At 53.3% G+C, this 23,429-nt stretch carries 22 protein-coding genes; 13 read left to right on the forward strand and 9 right to left on the reverse strand.

Going from position 1 to position 23,429, the window contains the following annotated elements; genetic code table 11:
• Positions 1 to 140: 140 nt before the first annotated feature.
• Positions 141 to 1,160 (forward strand): glycosyltransferase, encoded by a 1,020-nt coding sequence (locus BUE18_RS23660; RefSeq protein ID WP_139264882.1) that lies wholly within the window; start codon positions 141 to 143, stop codon positions 1,158 to 1,160.
• An 84-nt stretch (positions 1,161 to 1,244) separates the two neighbouring features.
• Complete coding sequence (locus BUE18_RS23665) at positions 1,245 to 2,324, forward strand: hypothetical protein (protein WP_073478634.1); 1,080 nt, start codon at positions 1,245 to 1,247, stop codon at positions 2,322 to 2,324.
• Positions 2,325 to 2,333: 9 nt separating this feature from the next.
• On the opposite strand, the gene ahbB is transcribed toward BUE18_RS23665, so the two are convergent.
• The 4 genes from ahbB to BUE18_RS23685 all read right to left on the reverse strand — a co-directional run bounded on the left by ahbB (position 2,334) and on the right by BUE18_RS23685 (position 4,200).
• Positions 2,334 to 2,816 (reverse strand): siroheme decarboxylase subunit beta, encoded by a 483-nt coding sequence (ahbB, locus tag BUE18_RS23670; protein WP_073478635.1) that lies wholly within the window; start codon positions 2,814 to 2,816, stop codon positions 2,334 to 2,336.
• Between the two features lie 152 nt (positions 2,817 to 2,968).
• Entirely contained in the window at positions 2,969 to 3,391 is a 423-nt protein-coding gene (locus tag BUE18_RS23675; protein ID WP_073478636.1) for a hypothetical protein, read from the reverse strand.
• A 48-nt stretch (positions 3,392 to 3,439) separates the two neighbouring features.
• On the reverse strand, positions 3,440 to 3,895 hold the full coding sequence (locus BUE18_RS23680; RefSeq protein ID WP_073478637.1) for a hypothetical protein: 456 nt from the start codon (positions 3,893 to 3,895) through the stop codon (positions 3,440 to 3,442).
• An 86-nt stretch (positions 3,896 to 3,981) separates the two neighbouring features.
• On the reverse strand, positions 3,982 to 4,200 hold the full coding sequence (locus BUE18_RS23685) for a hypothetical protein (RefSeq protein WP_073478638.1): 219 nt from the start codon (positions 4,198 to 4,200) through the stop codon (positions 3,982 to 3,984).
• Between the two features lie 153 nt (positions 4,201 to 4,353).
• Between BUE18_RS23685 and BUE18_RS23690 the strand changes: the two genes are divergently transcribed.
• The 7 genes from BUE18_RS23690 to BUE18_RS23720 all read left to right on the forward strand — a co-directional run bounded on the left by BUE18_RS23690 (position 4,354) and on the right by BUE18_RS23720 (position 11,687).
• The gene (locus BUE18_RS23690) at positions 4,354 to 4,743 is read left to right on the forward strand and encodes a DUF3568 domain-containing protein (protein WP_073478639.1); all 390 of its coding nucleotides are present in this window, start codon (positions 4,354 to 4,356) and stop codon (positions 4,741 to 4,743) included.
• Positions 4,744 to 4,776: 33 nt separating this feature from the next.
• Complete coding sequence (gene tilS / locus BUE18_RS23695) at positions 4,777 to 6,219, forward strand: tRNA lysidine(34) synthetase TilS (RefSeq protein ID WP_073478640.1); 1,443 nt, start codon at positions 4,777 to 4,779, stop codon at positions 6,217 to 6,219.
• Between the two features lie 95 nt (positions 6,220 to 6,314).
• Positions 6,315 to 8,306, forward strand: coding sequence for an ATP-dependent zinc metalloprotease FtsH (gene ftsH, locus BUE18_RS23700; RefSeq protein ID WP_073478641.1), 1,992 nt, complete (start codon positions 6,315 to 6,317; stop codon positions 8,304 to 8,306).
• Positions 8,307 to 8,317: 11 nt separating this feature from the next.
• The gene (gene folP, locus BUE18_RS23705; RefSeq protein WP_139264884.1) at positions 8,318 to 9,190 is read left to right on the forward strand and encodes a dihydropteroate synthase; all 873 of its coding nucleotides are present in this window, start codon (positions 8,318 to 8,320) and stop codon (positions 9,188 to 9,190) included.
• A gap of 5 nt (positions 9,191 to 9,195) precedes the next feature.
• A complete protein-coding gene (locus tag BUE18_RS23710; protein WP_073478642.1) occupies positions 9,196 to 10,116 on the forward strand; it encodes a CdaR family protein in 921 nt (306 codons plus the stop codon).
• A 10-nt stretch (positions 10,117 to 10,126) separates the two neighbouring features.
• Complete coding sequence (locus tag BUE18_RS23715) at positions 10,127 to 10,900, forward strand: type III pantothenate kinase (protein WP_073478643.1); 774 nt, start codon at positions 10,127 to 10,129, stop codon at positions 10,898 to 10,900.
• Positions 10,901 to 11,099: 199 nt separating this feature from the next.
• Positions 11,100 to 11,687 carry a chemotaxis protein CheD gene (locus BUE18_RS23720; protein ID WP_083611258.1) on the forward strand — a complete coding sequence of 196 codons (588 nt, stop codon included), beginning with the start codon at positions 11,100 to 11,102 and terminating at the stop codon, positions 11,685 to 11,687.
• A 30-nt stretch (positions 11,688 to 11,717) separates the two neighbouring features.
• On the opposite strand, the gene BUE18_RS23725 is transcribed toward BUE18_RS23720, so the two are convergent.
• Positions 11,718 to 12,269 carry a gamma carbonic anhydrase family protein gene (locus BUE18_RS23725; RefSeq protein WP_073478644.1) on the reverse strand — a complete coding sequence of 184 codons (552 nt, stop codon included), beginning with the start codon at positions 12,267 to 12,269 and terminating at the stop codon, positions 11,718 to 11,720.
• An 82-nt stretch (positions 12,270 to 12,351) separates the two neighbouring features.
• On the opposite strand from BUE18_RS23725, the gene BUE18_RS23730 reads away from it, so the two are divergent.
• The 4 genes from BUE18_RS23730 (at position 12,352) to BUE18_RS23745 (ending at position 15,408) form a co-directional block, all read left to right on the forward strand.
• On the forward strand, positions 12,352 to 13,086 hold the full coding sequence (locus BUE18_RS23730; RefSeq protein WP_073478645.1) for an AzlC family ABC transporter permease: 735 nt from the start codon (positions 12,352 to 12,354) through the stop codon (positions 13,084 to 13,086).
• Entirely contained in the window at positions 13,083 to 13,430 is a 348-nt protein-coding gene (locus BUE18_RS23735) for an AzlD domain-containing protein (RefSeq protein ID WP_073478646.1), read from the forward strand. The genes BUE18_RS23730 and BUE18_RS23735 overlap by 4 nt, the downstream gene beginning before the upstream one ends.
• A 159-nt stretch (positions 13,431 to 13,589) precedes the next feature.
• Positions 13,590 to 14,693 (forward strand): three-Cys-motif partner protein TcmP, encoded by a 1,104-nt coding sequence (gene tcmP, locus BUE18_RS23740; RefSeq protein ID WP_073478647.1) that lies wholly within the window; start codon positions 13,590 to 13,592, stop codon positions 14,691 to 14,693.
• A complete protein-coding gene (locus BUE18_RS23745; protein WP_073478648.1) occupies positions 14,686 to 15,408 on the forward strand; it encodes a DUF5131 family protein in 723 nt (240 codons plus the stop codon). Before tcmP ends, BUE18_RS23745 begins: the two co-directional genes overlap by 8 nt.
• Before the next feature lie 99 nt (positions 15,409 to 15,507).
• Here BUE18_RS23745 and BUE18_RS23750 read toward each other — a convergent pair whose 3' ends face one another.
• The 4 genes from BUE18_RS23750 to BUE18_RS23770 all read right to left on the reverse strand — a co-directional run.
• A complete protein-coding gene (locus BUE18_RS23750; protein ID WP_073478649.1) occupies positions 15,508 to 18,648 on the reverse strand; it encodes an efflux RND transporter permease subunit in 3,141 nt (1,046 codons plus the stop codon).
• An 81-nt stretch (positions 18,649 to 18,729) separates the two neighbouring features.
• Positions 18,730 to 19,833 carry a TRAP transporter substrate-binding protein gene (locus tag BUE18_RS23755; RefSeq protein ID WP_170868450.1) on the reverse strand — a complete coding sequence of 368 codons (1,104 nt, stop codon included), beginning with the start codon at positions 19,831 to 19,833 and terminating at the stop codon, positions 18,730 to 18,732.
• A 1,800-nt stretch (positions 19,834 to 21,633) separates the two neighbouring features.
• Positions 21,634 to 22,809 carry an RHS repeat-associated core domain-containing protein gene (locus BUE18_RS28575; RefSeq protein WP_244549372.1) on the reverse strand — a complete coding sequence of 392 codons (1,176 nt, stop codon included), beginning with the start codon at positions 22,807 to 22,809 and terminating at the stop codon, positions 21,634 to 21,636.
• A gap of 360 nt (positions 22,810 to 23,169) precedes the next feature.
• Positions 23,170 to 23,429 (reverse strand): transposase domain-containing protein (locus BUE18_RS23770; protein ID WP_139264888.1); only part of this gene is annotated, 260 nt, incomplete at its 5' end.

Here is a 23,429-nt window from a genome sequence, read left to right on the forward strand (position 1 = left end):
AGCATATCGACCGGAAAGAACGGAAATATCTATCAAGCAGCAGTTTTTTTAGCAACTCTTTTATTGACAGGACAAACGGCCCTTTATACTTAATTTTTGAAATCAATGCTGTTAACCATCTTTTTCTTGTTCCCGCGCATATGAATAAAGACGCCCAAAACCAATTCAAAGCATCCGTCATTATCCCGGTCTTTAACGGCCAGGATTGCATTGCCAACGCCATTGAGTCCATTCTGGAGCAAAGCGGGCCAGAGGTGGAAATTGTCGTGGTGAATGACGGATCCACGGACGGCACGGGCGATATTTGCCGGAGCTACGCAGAAAAAAAGCAAATCGTTTATCAGGAACAGGAAAATCTTGGCCGCTCCAGGGCCAGGAACGCCGGGCTGAAAGTCGCGCGAGGAGAATACATAGCATTTCTGGACGCGGATGACGAGGCTCTTCCCGGAAGCCTGAATCAAAGAGCGGAAGCACTGGACATGCACCCGGAGGTTTCGGTCGTTTACAGCAACTTTGTCGTGTTTGAATCCCCTGGCCGCCCTCCGTACCATTGGGTTCGTCCGGAAGATCTGTCCTTTTTGAAAAGCAGCTCCAATGCTGAGCACGCTCCTGTGTATCTGATTGGCACGGACTATTGCAAGATTGCCTTGGAGAATTTAAACTTGCTGCCATCCACCATAACCGCCATGATCAGGAAAGAAGTCTTCGATTTGCAGGGCGGCTTTGATGAATCGCTGCCGTTCGCCGAGGATTTCGACCTGTGGCTCAGGCTGGCGGCCCGCTGCAGGTTTGCGTTTATTGATAAACCGCTTGCCCGCTACAATTGGAACATGGAGCAAAAGGAAAAAAAGCAGGCGAACAATTTTCTGCAGCGTTTACTTATTTTACAAAAGTTTAAAAAGCAATGCGCGCCGAGCCTTGCACCCCTTTGCTCCAGGCTGATAGGAAAAACCTATATGGACGTGGGACTCGCCCTGCTGAGGAATCACCGCGATCCTAAAGGAATCGGCTATCTTGCAAAAAGCCTGCTCCATCCTTTTATTTACCAGCGCGTGTTCCGATCCGCGCCCGCCCTTTTAATGGAACATGACCCCCAGCCCCTCTTTCATGACCTGAAGCGCATCGCTCACTATGTCCAAGCCCTAATCCGCATAAGATAGCCTCATCGGCTTATATTAAAGCTCAGCCGCTCCCGTGCCGATACTCCGAAAAACAGGGACGTCTTTATGCAGGGAGCGCATACCATGAAAATACAGCAAGCCAATCTAGACCTTAAATCTTTCCGGACCTATACTGAAAGAACCGAAAAGCGGGAATCCTTGCGGATCCAGATGCGCGACGGCTCCGTGGACGCCGAGGAAGGCGAAGCCCAAGGCCCCAAGGACACGGTCAGCCTGTCGGATCTTGCAAAAGACCTTGCCAAAGGCGCCAAGCAGGTAAAAAAGGCCGCCGTGGAAAATCAGACCGAAACCCTTTCCGAAATCCTGGCCGAAGAAGCCGAATACATGGAAAAGGAGGGGTACCTGGTCAAGATGCTTTTGGAGACGCTGTTCGGCAAGAAAATCAAACTGAAAACCCTGTCCGATTTCATGAAGGAAGTAAAGCAGCCGGAAGGCGTTCCTGTTGAGGGGGAGGCCCCTATAGAGGAAGGGGCCGCGCCGGACTGGGGAATCCAATACAAATATCACGAGTCCTATTATGAAAAGGAAGCCACCTCTTTTTCGGCCCAGGGCGAAATAAAAACGGCGGACGGCAGGTCCATCAACTTCTCCCTGAATCTGGTCATGCAGCGTGAATACTACACGGAGGAAAATTTTGAGTTCCGGGCCGGAACCATTGTGGATCCCCTGGTCATCAATTTCAACGCGCCGGCCGCCAGTTTGACGTCCTCCAAATTCAGCTTTGACCTGGATGCGGACGGAGACATGGAAAATGTGTCCACCCTGGCCCGGGGAAGCGGTTTTCTCGCCCTGGACAAGAATCAGGACGGCATGATCAACGACGGCGGCGAGTTGTTCGGCCCCACTACAGGCAACGGTTTTGAGGAACTGGCTCAATACGACGATGACGGAAACAACTGGATCGACGAATCTGATGCGGTTTTCGGGCAGTTGCGCGTGTGGACCGTGGACGGCGAGGGAAACCAGACGCTGCAATCCTTAAAAGAGGCTAATGTGGGGGCTATTTCCACTTCCGGGCTGACCACTCAGTTCGACATCAAGGACCAGGACAACGAGTTGCAGGGCAAGGTTCGTCAAACCGGCGTTTTTGTCAAGGAGACCGGAGAGGTAGCCACAGTCCAGCAGGTGGATATGGCTGTATAGGAGTTTGATTTAGTCGTCGTCGTCGAACGGAAAGTACTCCATGGAGGTCTTTTTAAGCTCCCGCTTGGAGAAAAGCAGGTTATAGTCCTCCACGCCGACTGCATGGGCCATTTCCCGGGCCATTTCCACGCACTCCTCCTGGGCTTGGGCGTGAATCATCGTGTACAGATTATAAGGCCATGTACTTACGGGGTTTCTCCGGTAGCAATGGGAAACCCCTTTAAAGCCCGCAAAAATCTTGCCCGCCTCATGCACCCTGGCTTCATCCACCTTCCAGGCAACCATGGCATTGGCCGAAAACCCGGACTTCTGATGCCGTATCGTGGCCCCAAAACGGCGGATTACGCCTTGATCATGGAGTTTTCTGACGGCTTCAAGGAACTGGGCTTCCGAAATCCCAATGGATTCCGCAAGCTCCTTGTACGGCCTTTGAGAAATGGGAATGTCCCCCTGAATAGCGGCGACCACCTTTTTGTCAACGTCTGTCAGCATGGATCCTTACCAAGTTTGAATTGGAATACAAGGCCTTCAATCAGTACGTCTTATCCAGATACTCCATACGGCTTGAAATTTCAAGGGAAGCCGGCCTCCGCAAGGCAAAACCTGGTTTCAGCGCCCCGGGCCGGAAACGCCGAATCGGCTCATTAATGCACGGAAAGCGATTTTTTTGCTTCCTGATAATAGGCTTCCACGGTCCGAAAAGGCTCGGTCAGGCACTGGAACACCATTTCAGGAGGGGAGCCTTCCACTTGGTCGGCTATCTGCAGTTCAATGCTCAGGTTTAAATCGTCCAGCTTCCGGGTAAGCCAGGCGCCTCCCAAATTGCGGATGATCACTTCCCCCACGTAACCGCCTATCATTTTGGAGAAAATCCAGAGGTCCTCCTCCTGTTCCCGGGTAAGCTCCTTGGGGTCGAAAACTTGGCCGCTTCGGTAGGCCGCAATGACCTCATCCACTTTTTGCAGGCTGTCTTCAGAGTAGTCCAGGTCGGTTTCATAAAAGTTTTTAGCGAACTGGACCGCCATTTCGGCGTATTCCTTCATGCTTTCGGATATGTTTTTAATCATTTTCCTTTAATCCTATCTATGGGCGCATGAGCCGCATTGCGTTTTCCGTTAGAGCAGGCCTTTCCTATGCATGGCGGCGGGGGAGGTTTCGTCCGCGTAGACCTTGTGAACGAATTTTTTCCCAAACTCCGGATGGGAAAGGTAGGGGATCATGCTTTTTTCAGCCTCTTTAAGCACCTGCTCAAAAATTTCGTCCTTTTCGCTGGAATGAACCAGGTTCCGGGCCATGGTTTTTTCAAACAGGACCGTTTCTCCCAGAACCTGAACCACTTTTTCGCGGGTCAAAGCGCTGCTTCCATCCTGTGCAAAGTAGGAGTCCAGAACAGGCGTCTCCATCCGCAGAGTCAGGGAGACCAGCCAGATATCGCCTTCCAGCTTGCGCTGGGCCGTGGAAGCGTGCTCGCTTTGAAATTCCCCTTTGTCCGCGATTTTTTTTGAGCCGTCATAAATATTGAGGGTGAGTCCGTTGGGAAGATCGTGAGTTTTAATAAGTTTTTCGTCCATATAAAGCCTCTGGCGCAATGCAAGGGGGCCGGCGGGCGCAGCCGTAAATTTATGACCCGGCGCGCCCTGGCCGGTCCCGCCAAGTGTTAATCGAAAAAATTTACATCCCGAAAAGGGCAGTCGGTAAAATCGAAAATCACCTTTTCATCCATGACCGAGCAGGCTCCGCATCTCAACGCGCCCGTGCAGTCGATCACCTTCTTCCTGGTGCTTGTACCATTTGCACGGGTTTTGTAAAGCCTCTTGAGGCGCAATTCCTTTTCCATCACGGGGCAGTATACATACTTGAAATCAATAAGTTCCAAAGGCGACCCCCTTTGCTGATTAAAGGGTTCACTATTATGTAACATAATCAGCACTATTACTGCTCTTGTCAATGCGGCGTTGACACATCCAAGAATGTAGCCTAATCTTATGCCTGCGGATCAGGAAACTATCAGATCACGGAGGATTTTCTTATGCAAAGAGCTTTGTTGGCATTGCTGTGCGCCATTGTACTGATTTCAACCTCTTCATGCGCCGCGGTGGTCGTCGGCGCCGGTGCAGGCGCTGGCGCTTTCACGTACGTTAAAGGGGAACTGGTGCGGTCTTATCCGGCGACTTACGCCAAGGCCGTATCCGTGACGAACGCAGTGATGAATGACCTGAAAATCAGCATTGACTCCAAGGTGGACGACGGCATTACCACTACGTTCAACGGCCGCCGGGCGGGGGACAAGCCGGTCACTATCAAAGTCACCATGCTGGATCCCAAAATCACCCAAATCGGAATTCGCGTGGGATACGTGGGAGTCTGGGACCGTCAGATTTCCGAAACCATCCATAGCCAAATTCAAGAGCGCCTTTAGGCCTTCCCACGCCATAAGGACGGAGGCCCCCAAATGACCGCAGGGCATGTTCCGCCCATTGTGGATCCTTTTATGGAGAAGGTCCGCCAATGCGTGAAAGAGCACGCCATGCTTTTTCGCGGCGCCCGCGTTCTGGCGGGCGTGAGCGGCGGGCCGGACTCCACCGCACTGGTGCACGTTCTGTCCCGCCTTCAAAAGGAGTTCGCCCTGCAACTGGGCGTGGCCCACGTCAACCATTGCCTGCGCGGGGAGGAGTCGGACAGGGACGCCCTTTTTGTACAGGAAATGGCCAACAGTCTGGATTTGCCCTTTCATCCGGAAACCGTGGACGTTGCGGCCGCTCAAAAAGAGTCGGGGCTGAGCCTGGAGGAGGCTGCCAGGGAGGCCCGCAAAGCCTTTTTTTCCCGCGTCATGCAGGAGCATGGCTACGACCTTGCCGCCCTGGGGCATCATGCAGACGATAATGCCGAATGGATGCTGATCTCCCTAATCCGCGGGACAGGCGCCGGAGGCCTGTCCGGCATTCCGCCCGTAAACGGAAAAACGGTGCGCCCTCTTTTTAAACTAACCCGCAAGGAAATCCTGGAATACTGCCGGGAAAACGACCTGAAATGGGTCCAGGACAGCACCAACCAGGATCAAAGCATTCTTAGAAACCAAATCCGCCTTCATTTGCTCCCCATTTTGGAAAGCCAGTACAATCCGGCCATTGTTCAGGGGCTTAACCGCCTTTCAGACATCTTGCGGCTGGAGCATCAATGGATGGATGGCATGGCCCGGGATTTCCTGGACGAACACGCCAAGCCTATAAAAAACGGCCTGGAACTTTCGCTCGTCCACCTCGTTACACAGCCTCTGGCCATGCAGCGAAGGATTGTCCTGCAGGCCATGGCCCAAGTTCGGGGCAATACCCGAAAGACCTCATGGACCCACGTGCATGACGTCCTGAATCTTACCAGCCGAGGGAAATCCGGGAGCCAGGCGCACCTGCCTGACGGCCTGGAAGCCCGGCGCGTTCAAAGGAAGTTGGAATTCATCTTGCACGGCTCTCCGGACTGGGCGCGCACGCCCTCCCAGCCTGGTGAGGAATGGCGGGTGGTTTTGGATGGGCCCGGGACGTACCGGATTCCCCAGGCCGGCCTGACTTTGGTTTGCTGTGAGGAAAAGAAAACGGAAAATCCTTTTATCAGCGAAGACCCCATGGAGGTCTGCATGGACCTGGAGCGGGCATCTTTTCCCCTGACCTTCAGGCCCTGGAAGCCCGGAGACCGTTTTACCCCCTTAGGGGCAGGGGGGACGCAGAAGGTAAAGAAGTTTCTTATCGACCATAAGGTTCCCGCCCAGGATCGCCAAAATATTTATGTACTTACAAACAGAGAAACCGTTCTTTGGCTGGTGGGCCGACGATTGGCGGAGCCGGCTAAAATCCTGTCAAAAACCAGGCGCATTTTGCGTTGCAAAGTTTTTCTTGCCTAAAAGCATGTAATGATTAAAATATAACCTGGACAGTTTTATTAGCCCAATAGCCCGTGGTGCGCTCAAAAGCCCCGGGATGAAGGAGGTATTGTCATTTGAACCCTTGGTATAAAAATTTAGCCTTTTGGGTCATTATCATTTTTGCCGTCTTTCTGATGTTCAGCACCTTTGAACAATCCGCCCAACAGCAGGAGGTTACTTACTCCGAGTTTTTGCAGATGGTGGATAGGGGCGAGGTGGACTCCGTCAGCATTCAGGGTAAAAAGATCACTCTGAAAAAGAATGACAAAGAGTGGAGCACTTATGCGCCGGAAGACCAGTCCCTGATCCCCCACCTTACCCAAAAGGGCATTGACATAAAAGCCGAGCCGCCCTCGGATAACAGCATAGGGATATACATCCTTCAATGGCTGCCCATGATCGTTCTCTTGGGCGTTTGGATCTTTTTCATGCGCCAGATGCAGTCGGGAGGCGGCAAGGCCATGTCCTTCGGGAAAAGCCGGGCTCGCCTTATGTCGGACCAGTTGGCCAGGGTGACGTTCGACGACGTGGCCGGCGTGGACGAGGCTTTGGAAGAGCTTTCGGAGATTGTGGAGTTTTTACGGGATCCCCGCAAATTCACCCGTTTGGGCGGGCGCATTCCCAAGGGCGTGCTGCTCATGGGCCCCCCCGGATCGGGAAAGACCTTGCTGGCCCGCGCCATCGCCGGAGAGGCGGAGGTTCCCTTTTTTACCATCAGCGGTTCGGATTTTGTGGAAATGTTCGTGGGCGTGGGCGCCTCCCGGGTTCGCGATTTGTTTATGCAAGGCAAAAAGAGCGCCCCTTGCATCATATTCATCGACGAAATTGACGCCGTAGGACGCCATCGCGGCGCCGGCCTGGGCGGCGGACACGATGAGCGGGAGCAGACCCTTAACCAGCTTCTGGTGGAAATGGACGGGTTTGAATCCAACGAAGGCGTTATTCTGATTTCCGCAACCAACAGGCCGGACGTTCTGGACCCGGCTCTGCTCAGGCCCGGCCGGTTCGACCGCCAGGTGGTTGTGCCTCTGCCTGACATTCGGGGGCGTAAGAAAATCCTGGAAGTCCACATGAAAAAGACCCCCATTGGGGACGACGTGGACGCCGAGGCCCTTGCCAAGGGCACGGCCGGCTTTTCAGGCGCGGACCTTGAAAACCTTGTGAACGAAACCGCTTTGCTCGCTGCCAAAAAGGGCAAAGACAAACTGGAAATGATGGACTTTGAGGAGTCCAAGGATAAAGTCTATATGGGGCTGGCCCGCAAGACCAAGATCATGTCCAAGGCCGAGCTTCGCATGACCGCGTATCATGAAGGCGGACACGCGTTGGTCGCCCGGTTCCTGCCCGGAACCCGGCCGGTCAACAAAGTGACCATCATCCCGCGGGGCCGGGCATTGGGCGTCACCTGGTTCCTTTCGGAAGACAGGGTCACTCAGTATAAAGACCAGTTGGAAAGCGAACTGGCCGTAGCGTACGGCGGCCGGGTGGCGGAAGATCTGATTTTCAAACGCATAAGCACGGGCGCGGCCAACGACATCAAGCAGGCCACGGAAACGGCTCAGCGCATGGTTCGGGAATGGGGAATGAGCGAAAAAATGGGCCCCCTTTCCTACGCACAGGGCGACGAGCAGGTATTCCTGGGGCGTGAGATCGCCAAGCCCAGGGATTATTCCGAGGAGACGGCCCGGCAGATCGATCAGGAAGTCAAGGACCTTATTACAAGCAGTTATGAAAAGGCCGTCAAGCTCCTGACCGACAACGTGGACATCCTTCACGCCCTGTCAGACCTCTTGCTGAAAAAAGAAACCATTATGGGCGCGGAACTGGACGAACTGATTCATTCCATGCGTCCGGGCCTGGAGCTTCCTTCCGAAAAGCTGAAAAGAGAAATGGAAGAGGAGGAAGGGGAAGACGCCCCGGAAGAAGGGCAGGTCATCGCTCCTCCCGGGCCGACCTTGAGCGCCAAATACGAGTCTGCGCCGGAGACTCCTGAAAACAGTGCAGATGCGGAAGATATTGAATTAAAGGATGGCTCCGACCCCCACGACAGGGACGAAGAAGAATAGGAGAAGTTCGTTTGAAGCCTTATACCATGGCCTGGAACGGCCGCAGGCTGGATATGACCGGCCGCACCCTTATCATGGGTATTCTCAATGTCACCCCGGACTCCTTTTCGGACGGGGGGCTATGGAGGGAGACCGACAAAGCCGTCGCCCACGGCCTCGAAATGGTTTCCCAAGGAGCGGACATCATCGATATCGGCGGCGAATCCACGCGGCCTTTCTCGGATCCGGTGTCCGTCCAGGAAGAAATCGACAGGGTGGCTCCGGTCATTGAAAGGCTGAACAAAGAGGTTTCCGTCCCTATTTCCATAGACACCATGAAAGCCGCGGCGGCCGAGGCCGCCGTCGAGGCCGGCGCAAGCATCATCAACGACGTCAGCGCTTTTAATATGGATCCGCAAATGGCGGAAACCGCCGCCAAGGCGGGAGTCCCTGTGATCCTCATGCATATGGCGGGCACGCCCAAAACCATGCAGGAAGCGCCGGAGTACAAGGACGTTGTGGCGGAGGTGCGCGACTACCTTGGCAAGGCCGTGGATAAAGCCGTGGAAGCTGGAATTTCCCGCGATCTGGTCATAGTAGATCCCGGCATCGGCTTTGGAAAAACCGTCCTGCATAACCTCTTGCTCATCAAGCATCTGGACGCGTTGGACGCCCTGGACGTTCCCGTCCTGCTCGGGCCGTCCCGCAAATCCTTTATCCGAAAAATACTGACTGACAATTTACTTCCGGGAACGGAAGCGCTTTCCATGGAAGATATTGAAACCGGAACCCAGGCCGTGCTGGCCTCGCCCGCCGCCGCCGGGGTGCACATTGTTCGAGTGCACGATGTTCCAAGAGCCCGCACGACCATGCTGTTGGCAGACGCCATCGCTCAGGCCGAATAGTCATTATGGAGCCTCAATCCGCTAAAAACGGAGTACGCAGAATCATCCTGCCGGCCGCGCTGGGCTTAGGGCTGGCGTGCCTCGCCGGTTGGATTTTCTTCTGCTTTGTCATCCCCACGCAGGCGGAAATCCTCGTCCCTATTGACTGGGACGTGCGGGGGGACCTCATGGCCGTGGACCCGCCGGTGAACAACCTCACCCTGACCGTTTCATGCCCCAGAAGCAGACTCAGCTCCCTCATGGATTCCGGAGTTTGCTACCGCCCCGACCCAAAAGGCTTTGAGGAAGGCGCAGTCTCCATCCCCGTCCAGCTTGGGGAGGGCCTCGTCCCGCGCGGAGTCCGGGTGGAATCCATCCAGCCTCAGGAATTGAGTTTTCGCGTCGAGCCGAAAATCGAAAAGGAAATGTACGTCCTGGTCATGCTGGCGGGCCAGCCGGCGTCAGGATATACGGTGACGGAGCTTAACGTGGCTCCGGAGAGGGTGCTTTTGAGGGGGCCTTCCAGAATTTTGAAGGATAAGGAAACCGTTCCCACCAAGCCCGTGGATATCTCCGGCGCCAGCGAACCGCTCTCCAGGGAGGCGGCGCTGGATTTGGACGAAGCGGTGGCCAAACTGTCTGAAATCCGGGCTGTGACAGCCAAAGTGATGATTGAAGAGGAGAAGGCGGTCAGGAGGATTACAGTACCGATTGTTGGGAAAAATCCGCCCAAGGCGTTTGACATTTCTCCTCAGGTGATAGAATTAGTGGTGCGCGGGCCGGTGCAGGTGTTGGACGATCTGCCCAATAGCGGAGAAATGGCCGCCTGGATCGACTTGGGCGGGCTGAAACGGGGCGTGTACGCCAGGCGGGCGGTCATCGCCCTGCCGCTCTCCGCGACTCTGCAAGACGCCTCTCCGGAGGTTTTTACGGTACAAATCAAATAGGAAACGGGTCATGCTATTAGTCATTGATGTGGGGAACACCAATACGGTTATGGGGGTCTTTGACGATCGGCGCGTGGTTTGCGACTGGAGAATCAGGACGGAGCGGGAAACCACGGAGGACGAATTCTTTGTCCTGGCGTCCCAGTTGTTCGCCGGCAAGGACATCAAGCCGGAAATCATCACGTCCACCATCGTTTCCTGCGTGGTGCCCCCCATGCGGAAAATTCTTCACGCATTCTGCCAGAAGTATCTGGGCCACGAGCCCCTATGGGTTTCCGCGGAAATGGACATGGGCATGCCCATTCTGTACGACAATCCCGCGGAAGTGGGCGCGGACCGGATCGTCAACGCCGTGGCCGCCTACGAACGATACAAGGACGCCCTGATTGTCATAGACTTCGGCACAGCCACCACCTTTGACTGCATTTCCAAGGACGGCGAATACCTGGGCGGCGCCATCAGCCCCGGCGTGGGCATCGCCTCCGAAGCCTTGTTCGCCCGAGCCTCCAAGCTGCCCAGGGTGGAAATTTTCAATCCCCCGGCCCAGGCCATAGGCAAAGACACAGCCAAAAGCATGCAGTCCGGGATTATCCTGGGCTACGCCGGGCTTGTGGACGGTTTGGTCAGACGGATTGTCAAGGAAATGGAAAACAAGCCCCGGGTCATCGCCACGGGGGGCCTGGCGCCTTTGATGGCCAACGTGGCGGAAACCATCGAGGAAGTGGAGTCCGGCCTGACCCTGGAAGGCCTGCGGATTATTTTCGACAGGGTTTCGGAGAGCTAACCCATTATTTTATTATAATTTTTCCAGCCCCGGCGCTTTGGCGTCCGGGGCTTTTTATTTTCAGCCCAAACAGACAAATGCGGCGCGGTTCAGAGGGCCTCCACAAGATAATCCGAATGTGGAAAATCGCCTAAATGTTTTTAGCTAAATGCCGATAAGCCATTCATAACCGATGGTTTCTTTTTTAAGGAGAAAAAGAATGGCTTACGGCTCACTGGCGCATCATTGCAATCTTGAAAACTATCCCGTCCCGGCTCAAAGCCCGGTCATATCCAGTTTGGTGTTTGGACAAAAGAAAGAAGTAAAGGCCGGAATCGGAGATTTGAAAGTCAGCGGCCGCCATGACGCCGTTTTAGCCACCTATTCTTTAGGCTCCTGCATTGGAGTATCGGCGTACGACCCGGTCGCCCGGATCGGAGGCCTTTTGCACTTCCAGCTGCCGCATTCGTCCATCTCCCCGGAAAAGGCGCAAACCAGGCCCTATATGTTCGCGGACACCGGCATTCCCGCTTTATTCGAGGCGTGCTCCCGGTTGGGCGCCAAATGGCGGCGCATGGATATCAAGATCGCAGGCGGCGCCAGCAGCAAAACATCCACCGGGATGTTCAACATAGGCCCCCGGAACTACCAGGCTTTGACGGAGATCTTCAAGTCCTTGGGCAAATCCATCAACGCCCAGGAGATCGGAGGGTTTTGCTCCCGGTCCATGTGGCTGGATATGGCCACCGGCGAAGTCACCCTTAAAACCAACACCGCCGGCCAGCAGGTCGCATGGACAACCATGTAACCCGCCACGCGGCTATAAGAAAAGCCCCGGCTATTCGGGGGGCATGGGGTATTTGTCTTTCAGCGAATCCACGATCTTATTAAGCTCATCCGGCGGGAACTCGGTCGCCCCTTGCTTGTACAGGCTGGATATAGCCACATACATTAAAGCCCCGACCCAATTCATAAAGGGCTTCAGCCGGACGGATTTGATTTCCGCCGGATTTCCGGCGACCAGGGAATAGTCCGGAACCTTGGTTCCCCCCTTGACCACGGACCCTGCGGCCACCAGGCAGCAATCGCCTATTTCCGCGCCGTCCAGGACGGTGGAGTTCATACCTACCACGGAATGATTTCCAATCTTGCAGCCGTGCAGCACGGCTCCGTGGCCCACGGTGACCAGATCCCCCACTTCCAGCTTGAATCCGGGATTGACATGCAACGAGGTGTTGTCTTGAATGGAGGATCCCTTGCCGATGCGGATGGGCGCCAGATCTCCCCTGAGGGAAGCGCCGGGCCATAAGGAACTGTCTTCATCCACCGTCACATCCCCGGAAACAAATACGTTGGGGGCGACAAACACGCTGGGATGGATTTCAGCCATAATATCTCTCCTTGCCGTTCTTGACATCTTTTTACAATAATAGGTATATGGGCGATCACTCTCAACGAGGATTTTACAGGAAATGGACGCCGAATACCAGGACAAGGAAAAAGATTTCTTAAAGCAGGGGCTGGTTGCAGCATGGCCCATCTGCATGGGATACATGCCTATCGGCATGGCTTTGGGGGTTCTCGCCCAAAAGGCGGGGCTCAGCGTTTTTGAAATGGCGCTTATGTCCGTAATCGTGTTTGCGGGCAGCGCCCAGTTCATCTGCGTGTCCATGCTGGTGAGCGGAGCCGCCTCCATCCCCATCATCATCACCACCTTTGTGGTGAACCTGCGCCACGTGCTTTTAAGCTCCTCCCTGGCCAAGCACCTGGACTCCATGAGCCTCAAGGGGCTGGCTTTGTACGCCTACGGAGTTACGGACGAGAGCTTTGGAGTCAACTACACCCGCTTTATCGAAGGAGGCTGGTCCCCCAAAAAGGCCCTGGTGGTCAACCACGCCTCCAACCTGTGCTGGATTCTGTGCACCATCGCCGGCGCCTGGTTCGGCGAGCTTATCCCCCAAGGGGCGTTCGGCATTGACTACGCGCTTATCGCCATGTTCATCGGCTTGCTGATATTCCAGATCCGGGGGCTTATCTACGTGGCTTCGGCCGTGATCGCCGGATTGGCCGCGTCGGTCATGCATCTGTATACGGAAGGCAACATGTACGTGATCGTGGGCGCCATGACAGGCGCTACGGTGTGCCTGGCTTTGCGCCGGACCGCCTTTTTCAAAAGATTTGAAAAGGCCCGGGAGGAAAAACCATGACCACCTTCCAGCTTTTCCTGATCTTTATCGGCATGGGCCTTGTGACCTACCTGCCCCGCTTCATCCCCCTGGCTTTGTTCGCCAAAAGAGAGGTCCCGGCCTGGTTCTCCGAATGGCTGTCCTTCATCCCCCCGGCCCTGCTGGCCGCCTTGCTTGCGCCGGACCTGATCGTCTCCAAGACGGCTCAGGGCGCGCGATTCGACTTTTTAAACCCCAAGTTGTTTGTGGCGATTCCCGTTTTTTTCATCGCCGCCAAGACCAAATCCCTGGGCGGCACGGTCATCTCCGGCATGGCCCTTTACTGGCTGGCGCAAAAGCTCATTGAAAGCGGTTTTTTAGGGTAAATCATATCTATTTTGTATACTATCCCAAGATTATCAGAGACATGGGTCTGTTTTGGATTTATTTTTTGACTTTTATATGATATTTTAATTTGGTTTAAATTCCATCTTTCCCTCTTATTCTATTTTTCCAATAGCATCTCTTTCATGCAAGGAGGCGCAATGCCGACTATCAATCTGCATAATAAGCCGTTTGATGAGGCGACCAATACCAAATTGGATATTTTTCAACGATATCTCGAAGAATGGCTTCCAGTCTTCTTCAGGCAAGGCCCCAAGGGGCTAATGATTTGCGACTTCTTTGCTGGGCCGGGGTATGACAAAAAAGGCGCTCCGGGAAGTCCGATATTAATTTTCAATAACATCCGAAAATACCAAAACAACCTTTTGGAACAAAACGTTCGAGTCCGAATTATACTGAATGAGAGGGATCCTGATAAATTTGATTTACTACAAAAAACAATTACCAAAGAATATGGCAACTTGCATGCCGCCATAAGAAATCTTGTTGAGGTATACCCGTTTCAAGAGGATTTTCAATCTCTTTTCGGCAGAATGGAAGATCAGTTCAAAAAGCAGCCAAATCTATTTTTTTTAGACCAAAATGGGGTTAAAGAAGTTACCAAGCCAATATTTCAAAGACTGATCTCTCTATATAAAACAGATTTTCTGTTTTTTATATCATCGTCCTACATAAGAAGATTTGCTGAAGAGCCAAGTTTTCAGACCATATTTCCAGATCTTGATCCCGCACTGATAAAAGGCGCCCCCCACGATCAAAGCCATAGGATTGTATTAGAAACTTACAAAAAACGAATTCCGGAAGATAATCCAGCGTTGCTTTTTCCTTTTTCAATTATGAAGAACAGCAACATTTACGGTCTGATTTTCTGCTCCAAGCACTTGTTGGGGGTAGAAAAGTTTTTGAGAATTGCCTGGGATAAAGACAAACTATCCGGCCAAGCCAATTTTGATATCGACGATGTAGAGCAACAAGGGTTGTTCCCTCAATATAACAAAATCCCCAAGAAAGAAGCATTTCAACGAAAATTGGAAAAATTTATAGTGGAACAACGCGAGACTACAAACTGGGAAATTCTACATTTCACACTTCAAGAAGGACACATTCCTGAGCATGCCAGAGAAAAGGTGAGCAATCTGAAAAAACGTGGTAAGGTGCAATATGAAGGAAATATTGGATTCACGTATAAAACCTGCTCGAAACCTGAAAAGCGACACAAGATCAAATGGATAGACAATGGCTAGCTCGCGAATAGAATGGACGGAATCCACCTGGAACCCTGTGACAGGGTGCACGAAAATCAGCCCTGGTTGCGATCATTGCTATGCTGAGCGCATGGCAATGCGGTTGCAGGCCATGGGCCAGCCCAACTATGTGGACGGATTCATGCCAAGAATGCACCCTCATGTCCTTGATTACCCATTGCACTGGAAAAAGTCGCAGGTCATTTTCGTCAACTCCATGAGCGACACTTTCCATTCTTCCGTCCCGGACGTATTCATCCAGCAAATTTTTTCTGTCATGGAGGAAGCTCATTGGCACAGCTTTCAAGTTTTGACCAAGCGCTCTCGCAGGGCCATGACCGTGGCCAAGGAACTTACGTGGAGCCCAAACATTTGGATGGGCGTCACCATTGAAAACAAGGATTATAAGTCCCGTATCGACCATCTGCTGGAAATCCCTGCGGCCGTGCGTTTTTTATCCTTGGAGCCGCTTTTGGGTCCTGTTCCAAAAATGAATCTGAAAGGCATCGACTGGGTGATTGTTGGCGGAGAATCCGGCCCAGGTTCAAGACCCATGGAAAAGGCCTGGGTTTTCGATATCAGGGACCAGTGCCATGAAGCTGGCGTTAAGTTTTTCTTCAAGCAATGGGGCGGGGTGAATAAGAAGAAAGCCGGCCGCTTGCTCGATGGAGTTCTTTACGATGATATGCCGGAGCAGCAACACGCGGCCGGTTGATCCTAAATATATTCTCCGAACCAACCAAACGAGGGAACGGCGAAAAAATACCGTTCCCTCGTTTCATTGTTCAATAGCAATCGCGTCTTGAGCTTCTTTTTAGACGACAAGCCGCTGCAGGACGGCCTCCGGCGCTTTTCCGCTTTCCAGCGCTTTATGGGCGCGGGACAGCAATTGCCCGGCGGTGACCTCCTCTTCGCCGCTGAAAACCACAAAGCCCACCGCCACGTCCAGCCTGGGCAGGTCCTTGTCCAGGTCCTTGTTCAACAGCGAAGACAGACGCCTTACAATAGCCTGGCCGCCTTCTTCTCCGGCCCGGACCAAAAGCATGCCAAAATGCTGCTCATCCAAACGGCAAAGGGTGTCGAATTCCCGGATGCGTTTACCCAACACTCTGGAGACGTGCGCCAAAACCCGGTCTCCCGTATGCAGTCCAAAACGGGTGCTGATGTCTATCAGATTTTGAATTTCCACCACGCCCAGAGCCAACTGGCTGCCGTAACGCCTTACGCGGTGGATTTCCTTTTCCAGGGCGCGTTCGAACGAGGCCGGGTTAATCAGGCCGGTGACGGAATCCCGGTAACCCTCCCCCGCCAGCCTCTGGGTGGTGGCTTCCAGGCGCTGGGCCAGAACCTCCACTAGGTTGAGCATGAATTTATACGCCGTGGGTGGAGACAGCCACTGAATCCGCTTGACCACGCCGGGATTAATCTCCAGCAATTCCACATAGGTGGTGGCCATGAGGGTTGCGGTCTTGCCGTGCCAACTGGAGGCTCCGCCCATTTCGCCGATCACGTCTCCCGGCTTGAGGGCGGCCAGCCTGATGCGTGCGCCTACCAGGCTGTCATCCTGGGACGGGATGGTGTGATACAAGGCCGCCTCGCCGGATATGACGGCGTATAGGGAGTCCCGGCCTTTGCCCGGCTCCATCAAAATATGCCCTTTGGGATAGTTCCTGATGGCTCCGGCGCTTAAAAGCAGCCGGACCTGCGATTTGGAAAGCCCGGCAAACAAGGGGATGCCCTTTTCCGGCGCGATGCCCAATTTCACCCGCAGGAGGTCAAGCAGGGTCACTAGATCCACCTTGAGCATCATGCTGGGCAAAATTATAAGGTCCCCTACAAGGGCGGACATCATGGTGACGGCCATGAGGGCGCCGAAGGTCGCCGTGGGCTTGTACCCGGAGAATAAGAGGATCAAAAAGCCCATGGTGATAGTAATGCTGGTGAAGATGATGGGCCGCCCCACGCTGCGGATGGCGGTTTCCAGAGCCTTGCGCCGGTCCAGGCCGTGGCGCAGCTCCCGGGAGTAGCGGACCATATAATGGATGGTGTCGTCCAGGGCCAGGCCGATGGCAATGCTGGCCACCATGGCGGTATTCATGGAAAGCTCCACGGAAAACCAGCCGATAACCCCGAACAGGATTACCAGGGGAAAGCAGTTAGGCAACAGGGTGACAAGCCCTGCTTTGGGGGACAGCAAGGCCACCAGCATAATCCCCAGGACCACGCAAATGATTATGAGCAGGCCCTCTATGAGGCTTACCGTCACGATTTCATTGCTATGAGCCACTATTACGGCCATGCTGGTGATGGAAACGCTGAAATCCTCGCCAAAATGCTCCTGGCAATAGGCTTCGATGCGCTTTTGGGTTTCCAGCCACTCGTGGGTGGACGAGATGTGGGTCATCATCAAAATGTTGGCCGAGCTGAAATCGTCGGAAACGAATTTTTGCGTGTCGGCGCCGCCAAGGAGCATTCTATAAAGATTGTACAGGTTCTCCAAATCCGCCTGGGTTTCGGGCAGGGTGTAATCTTGTTTGCGGTAGCCGTTGACCGAGTAGTTGATGAGCTTGAGATAGTCCGCCGTGGATATGGTTTTATCCACGCCGTCCACCGACTCCAGGTAGCGCTGCAATTCGGAAAGCCGGTGGAGTTTGTCCAGGCTCCTGAAGCATTCGCTCCGGTTCCCCTTTGCAATCACATTGATGGGAAAGCAGCCGGCCATATCCTGATACACATCGTGAAAATGTTTGGTTACCGGCGCGTCCTTGCCCAGATATTTTGTTACGTCGGCGTCCACTTTTAAGAGGAAAAAGCCCAGCAGAGACGCGCCGACGATTACTCCAATTACGATCAGGGCCTTTTTGCTGTGATCCAGATTCAGGATAGCGATCTTAGACAGCAGGCGGTCCAGCAGGTCCTCTTTTTTCGCCTTGGCCTGCTTTTTCGGCAAGGGCGTCATGGCCAATATGGCCGGGAACAAAAGCAATATCAAAACAAGCTGGGACAACATGCCGACGCATGCGGGAAAGGCGAATTCCCGAACCGCCTCGGTCCGGTTGAGCATGAGAGACGACAGACCGATCAGGGTTGTGAACACGGCCAGGGCGGTTGGCAGCCGGACTTGTTCCAGGCAGGCTATTGCCGCTTCTTGGGGCGTTTTGGCGGTTTTAATCGTGTTTTGATATTCGGCCGCCACATGCAGGCAATAGGCCGTCCCCACAGCCATGAGAAATATGGGGACCACCAGGGTCAGCGCCGCCACCGGGGCGCCGGTCCATGCCATGGCGCCGAAGGCCCAAATTATGGATATGGTGATGCAGGCCAGGGGGCCGATGAGTATGCGGACGGACTTGAATAGTACAATCAGGGTCAGAATCATGACGACGAACGCCGCGGGAGGCAGAATCATGAAGTCGCGCTTTATGACGCTTAAAACCGCCTGGGAAATCAGCGGCATGCCGATTTCATAAACGGTCATGTCGCCCTTTTCCGAGTCCACGGCCTCTTGAATCGCTCTGACCAACTCCTCTTCCCCGCCGCGGATGTCGTTCAGAATCAGGGTGATGGTTGTGGTTTTTTTGTCTTTGGAAATGATGTTGCGGACAAACAGGTCCACCGGCTCAATTTTTTCCTCAAACTGGGCCGGGGTCCATTCGTCCAAAAGATCCATGTCGCGCTTTGCGCCAGGCAGGCTGATAACCGTCTGCACGCCCGGAATCTTGGCCAGTTTGTCGGCCATGCGGCTTACCCGGGCGAAGGTTTCGGGCTCAAAGATGTTATCGCCTTTGGCCACCACCTGAATGTATTCGGCGCCCCCGAATTCCTCCAAAAAATTCTCATACGCGGCGAATTCAGGGATGTCTTTCACGGAGATTGCGTAGGATGAGGCGTTTATTTTGATGGAAGGCAAGCGATATCCCGCAGCTATGGTCAACAGCAGGATTATCAGAAGCATAATCCATGGACGGCTGACAATCCACCGGAGCCAGGTATTATAATCAAAAGAATGTGAAGATTGTGCTGCCATTGATTTTTCCTAGCGAACTTCGCCTTCCCGGCCGGAGGCTTTGGCGTTACGGTAATGCTTCAAATGGGTGGTGACTTTTTCCAGAACTTCGGGAGGATAAACCCGCCCCTCCAGCTCTTTCCAGACCGGTTTGACCTTTTCCCTGATTGCGGCCATGGTCTCCGGGTCCGTACGGGTCACGCTGATTCCGTATTTGCTAAGAGCCACCAGATATTTTTTATCGTCCCGCCTGTTCTGGACGCAAAATTCATTTTCGATGCCGTCCCGCAACGAATAGTAGGCGTCCACGTATTCCTGGGGAAGGCTGTTCCAGTCCTCCATGCGGATGACGCAGCAGGCCGGCGAATATCGAATAAAGGTTGGATTGACATGCTTGAACATGGTGAACATGGTGGAGCCCACCACCAGGATGGCCGGGCCCATAAAGGAATCGCCCACGTCGTCTTTCAGGCTGGGCAGAACCCGGGGAAAGCTGACCGGAATGGGATTGTTCCCCAGGCTGCGGTAAAACTCCTCCTCCACCGGTCCGTACCAGGTCAGAAACCTGGCGGCGCGAAAATCCTCTTCCTTGGTAAAGCTGTATTTTTTGGAATAAATCTGGTCGAAGCCCTGATCGATAAAAGCGAACAGAAAGGCGCCGCTGGTCTCCATATAGGATTCAAAGTCGTCCCGCATGTTATTCCGGACGTAATCCACTTCGTCATAGTCGGAAAAGAGAAAAGGCAGGCTTAGGACCGACATCTCGGGACACAGGATGATGCTTCCGCTGCCGGTGAGGCCGGCGCCGTTCAAGTGCCCGAAACGCATTTTGCGGATGATCCCGGCGTCGTCTCCCATGACGCCGCTCCAGTATATCTTGATGCGGATGTCGCCCTGCCCCACTTCCTCCAACTTGGGCTTGACCACATGCTTGATCTGCACGGCGTAGCCCACGCCTTCCGGAGCCAGGGTGGCGAACTTCCAGTTAAAACGAGGCTCCTGCCCCAAAGCGGCGCCGGCGGAAAACAAAAAGGCGGACAAAACCAGCAATGCGGCCCACGCTGCCGGGCGCGGGCGCAAGGTGGACGCAAGCAGGGCGCCCCCCTTCCTGCGCAAGAAAAATAGTGAAGCCATCAGGCTCTCCATGTATGGAATTCAGATTATTAGCCTGGGGCCGCCGCCATGGACGGAAAGATTGGAAATATTGGAAGAGAATGCGTTCCTCCGAAGCTAGAATGCCGGAGAAAACATGAGTATACTGCGTCCCCCCTGAACAGCGGCCCTCCGCGTTAAACCCTCTGCCTGTTCCTATACCCTTTTTGGACGCGGTTTCGCAAGTCTTTTACTTTGCCAAACGATGAAAAAAATTCGATTTTGCTATTAATTCGAGAGCCTGGATAATACTGGCCGCATTCGCGGTGCGGAGGCGGGACAGCCTACCAGGCGGCGCTTGGAATAACGAAAACACGCCTCCGGCGGCAAAGCGCAAACGGCAAACGGCAAACGGCAAACGGCAAAAAAATAAAACCGCCTGCCTCCGGCGGCCAACTGCTGAACTGCCAAAAGAGCCTCCGGCGGCCATCTTTTTATAAAAAGTTGGATCAAATATTTAAAATGGCGCTGCGCGCAAAAGCCGATCGTTCTGTACAGCCCCACACCCGCCTGCGGGGATGGGCAGGATGGGCGGGAAACCCCGTCGTTCCCGAATGTCCATGGGCCGCGTAGGGGCGAGGTCTCCCAGCCCGTCATTCCCGAACGCCCCGGTTCTTGCAGCGACAGGCCCCCGCGCCTGTCCATGCTTTTTGCCCGTCATTCCCGAGCGTCTCTGTCGGGAATCCAGAGTCTTCGTCCTTTGGTATTCTGGGAAGTAGTTGCACGGTCCCCGCGCATGTAGTTGCGAGGTCTCCTCGTCCGCCGTAGCGCAGTTTTCCCGCCGTCGTCGCGCAGTTTTCCCGCCGTCGTCGCGCAGTCCCCGCGCCGTATCTGGGAGGCTCCCCAACCCGTCATTCCCGAACGCCCCGGCTATTGTAGCGACAGGCCCCCGTGCCTGTCCATGCTTTTTGCCCGTCATTCCCAAGCGCCCCTGTCGGGAATCCAGGGTCTTTGACTTTGGGTACTTGGTCAGCCCTGGCAGAGCAGTACCCTGCCTGGGTTGCATAGCGACATGTTGTTCAATCGAAAAGATCGTGGATAACCTGCAACTTGTCCCAGTTGGCAATGCTTACAAACCAACGGCATTTCCACCGTCTCGCCGCCTTGGTTATACCAAATTCGTCCGCCATCCATGTCAACTTGATCGAAAAATAACACGTGATTTCAATAAGATTCAAAGTTAGTGGAATAATCAAAGACGTCCCCAAGAACGTTGGATGTCCCCCAAAACAAGAATTAGAAATTACTTTTTTAAGGATGTTTCTGTGAACTCTTCCTCTGGGGCCTCAAAGCCACTACCTTCTTTCCCCGAATCACAAATCTTGAGGCCACAATACAAGCATTTGGGAGTGAATGGGAAATTCATTATAGGGATTTTAGGCATTGGTTCTGGCAGTCTGTAAAAAGCATGAAATCTTTTGCATCTGGGACATAACCACCAAGCGTTAAAAAAGACTAACATTAGCCAAGATAGAAATAGTAACCCGTCCAGCAATGTACCTTCTGAGTGCTGGCTATAAACAAAAATATATCGGATAAAAATAACAATACTTGTGAAATAAAGTGCATATTTTAAGCCCCTAATAACTTTATAAGATTTTGAATTACTATGGGATGATGTCATAGCCACATCTCCTTTATAATTTTCCCTTTTTGCCAACAGTTCTCGATGAAACTCAATTGTATAGATCCTCTTGCCATAAGATAAGTCAGACATCCATAAGCGAAAGGTGGGAGCGTCCGTCTCCCCCCAGCTTTATAAAAATTAGGGGATGACTACAATCATCGCCCACGAAATGAATCGCTATCGGTGGAGTTAGCACTTGAACTGTATCCACCCAAAAATCCAGAATCATCATTGCCCTCACCGGAATCGCCAGCTTTGTCTTCATGTGAATTGTCTGATGATGCCTGGTTGCTTTCATCTGGTTTATTGCTTGAGGTTTCAGGGCTATTTTCTACACTGCCCTCTTCTTCACCAAGACTCTTTTTCTTTTGACCCTTTTTGACACCTAAATTTGAATTCCCTTGTTTTGCTTGGTCAATGTCGTCGTCATCGGGTTTTGTGCAGTCCAATTTTTCTCCCAACCATTCAAAAGCGATCCTGATATCAACATCGGGTACCAAGTTTACCCCCTTGTCCCATCCAATAAAAAAACCACCGAAAAAGCTCGAAAGACGTCCATGTTTTACATTATCCCATGTCAACTCGTTATAATCCACATATACACCAAATGGAATTGCGTCTTGGGGTTGCAAAGGCCCCATTATATGACCGTAATGATCATCCCTATATACAGATATATTACCGCCAAACAATGTTGGAGAAAGTTGAAAGCTCATATTCTGATGGTTCCCGACGATATTTCCTGTAGTTCTTACTCCGATCATTGCTCCGGTTACATCAACTACGGCATGCCCCGTCGGGTCGACATATCTTAACGGGTTATTGCTGCAATAGGCGTAGGGGTTGAGCTGTTGGGGATCGTAGGCGTTGGGTATCAAAGAATCCGGGCTGATGAACCGGCCGATGGCGGGATCATAATGCCTGGCGTCGTAATTGTAAAGGCCCGTGGACGTATCCAGTTCCTGGTCCGTGTATTTGTAGGGCGTGGGCGTTGCGACGGAACCGGTGTAAAAGCGGTCTTCGCCGAAGGGCCGGTAATCGGCCTGCTCAACCACGGCGCCGGAGTCGTCCGTCACTACCGTGGAGCTTCCCAGATGATCCTTGGAAAAATACCGGACGCCCTCGCCGTCCGTGATCTTGGCGATGCGCCGGTCCGCGCCGAAGATGTATTTGGTCGCCACTCCATTTTTGACTTCATACAGGCTGCCTGCGTAAAAGGTGGTGCTTTCGCCGACCACTTCCTTGCGCACCCGGGCGCCGTTTCCGTCATAATAGAAATTGGTGGTCACGTCCGGCTGGCCGGTCACGGATTTCACCACCTGGACGGGCATGTTGTCCGCGTTGTAGTCAATGGCCAGGGTGGCGGCGGCGCTGGCCCCCTCGAACTTGGGGCACGCCGTGATGTTGCCGTTGGCGTCGTAGGAGTAATTATACGCGGTTCCGCCCGCCTCACCGCCGTTTTTGCTAAAATATGGCCCCTATGTAATGAAAAATAATGCATGATTTCAACAAGATATAAAGTTAGTTACTTATTAAGGGACGTCCGCCAGAACATAACACGTGATTTCAATGAGTTTTAAAGTTAGTGGAATAATCAAAGACGTCCCCAAGAACCGCAAGGGGTTGTCAGGTCCAGCAAGCTCTTTTATAGTTAAGTAAGCGTCCAAAGAAGTACCCGGCAGGGATAAGAATCAATCGTTGGAGAGGTTAAAATCCGGGGTTGGCAGGAGGGCTTGGTAGTCTTCCCGGCAAGTCGCCAGGGGGAGTCTTTCAAATAAAACCTTCAGGTAGGCGAAGGGCTCCAGGCCGTTGGCCTTGGCCGTCTCGGTCAGGCTGAAGAACAACGCGCTGGCCTCCGCTCCTCTGGGCGATCCCGCAAATAACCAGTTCTTCCGGCCCACCACAAAAGGCCGAATCGCGTTTTCCGCCGCATTATTGTCCGGCTTCAGAT

This window comes from Desulfatibacillum alkenivorans DSM 16219, assembly GCF_900142135.1.
Classification (GTDB): domain Bacteria; phylum Desulfobacterota; class Desulfobacteria; order Desulfobacterales; family Desulfatibacillaceae; genus Desulfatibacillum; species Desulfatibacillum alkenivorans.

What these genes read in the sequence shown, in the direction of transcription:
- BUE18_RS23720 (WP_083611258.1), top strand. Translation starts at nt 11,100, where the DNA reads ATGGCTTACGGCTCACTGGCGCATCATTGCAATCTTGAAAACTATCCC.
- BUE18_RS28575 (WP_244549372.1), bottom strand. Translation starts at nt 22,809, where the DNA reads ATGCCCGTCCAGGTGGTGAAATCCGTGACCGGCCAGCCGGACGTGACC.
- tilS (WP_073478640.1), top strand. Translation starts at nt 4,777, where the DNA reads ATGACCGCAGGGCATGTTCCGCCCATTGTGGATCCTTTTATGGAGAAG.
- BUE18_RS23730 (WP_073478645.1), top strand. Translation starts at nt 12,352, where the DNA reads ATGGACGCCGAATACCAGGACAAGGAAAAAGATTTCTTAAAGCAGGGG.
- BUE18_RS23715 (WP_073478643.1), top strand. Translation starts at nt 10,127, where the DNA reads ATGCTATTAGTCATTGATGTGGGGAACACCAATACGGTTATGGGGGTC.
- BUE18_RS23725 (WP_073478644.1), bottom strand. Translation starts at nt 12,269, where the DNA reads ATGGCTGAAATCCATCCCAGCGTGTTTGTCGCCCCCAACGTATTTGTT.
- BUE18_RS23675 (WP_073478636.1), bottom strand. Translation starts at nt 3,391, where the DNA reads ATGATTAAAAACATATCCGAAAGCATGAAGGAATACGCCGAAATGGCG.
- BUE18_RS23750 (WP_073478649.1), bottom strand. Translation starts at nt 18,648, where the DNA reads ATGCTTCTGATAATCCTGCTGTTGACCATAGCTGCGGGATATCGCTTG.
- BUE18_RS23680 (WP_073478637.1), bottom strand. Translation starts at nt 3,895, where the DNA reads ATGGACGAAAAACTTATTAAAACTCACGATCTTCCCAACGGACTCACC.
- BUE18_RS23745 (WP_073478648.1), top strand. Translation starts at nt 14,686, where the DNA reads ATGGCTAGCTCGCGAATAGAATGGACGGAATCCACCTGGAACCCTGTG.
- tcmP (WP_073478647.1), top strand. Translation starts at nt 13,590, where the DNA reads ATGCCGACTATCAATCTGCATAATAAGCCGTTTGATGAGGCGACCAAT.
- BUE18_RS23755 (WP_170868450.1), bottom strand. Translation starts at nt 19,833, where the DNA reads ATGGCTTCACTATTTTTCTTGCGCAGGAAGGGGGGCGCCCTGCTTGCG.
- BUE18_RS23735 (WP_073478646.1), top strand. Translation starts at nt 13,083, where the DNA reads ATGACCACCTTCCAGCTTTTCCTGATCTTTATCGGCATGGGCCTTGTG.
- ahbB (WP_073478635.1), bottom strand. Translation starts at nt 2,816, where the DNA reads ATGCTGACAGACGTTGACAAAAAGGTGGTCGCCGCTATTCAGGGGGAC.
- BUE18_RS23665 (WP_073478634.1), top strand. Translation starts at nt 1,245, where the DNA reads ATGAAAATACAGCAAGCCAATCTAGACCTTAAATCTTTCCGGACCTAT.
- BUE18_RS23690 (WP_073478639.1), top strand. Translation starts at nt 4,354, where the DNA reads ATGCAAAGAGCTTTGTTGGCATTGCTGTGCGCCATTGTACTGATTTCA.
- BUE18_RS23660 (WP_139264882.1), top strand. Translation starts at nt 141, where the DNA reads ATGAATAAAGACGCCCAAAACCAATTCAAAGCATCCGTCATTATCCCG.
- BUE18_RS23710 (WP_073478642.1), top strand. Translation starts at nt 9,196, where the DNA reads ATGGAGCCTCAATCCGCTAAAAACGGAGTACGCAGAATCATCCTGCCG.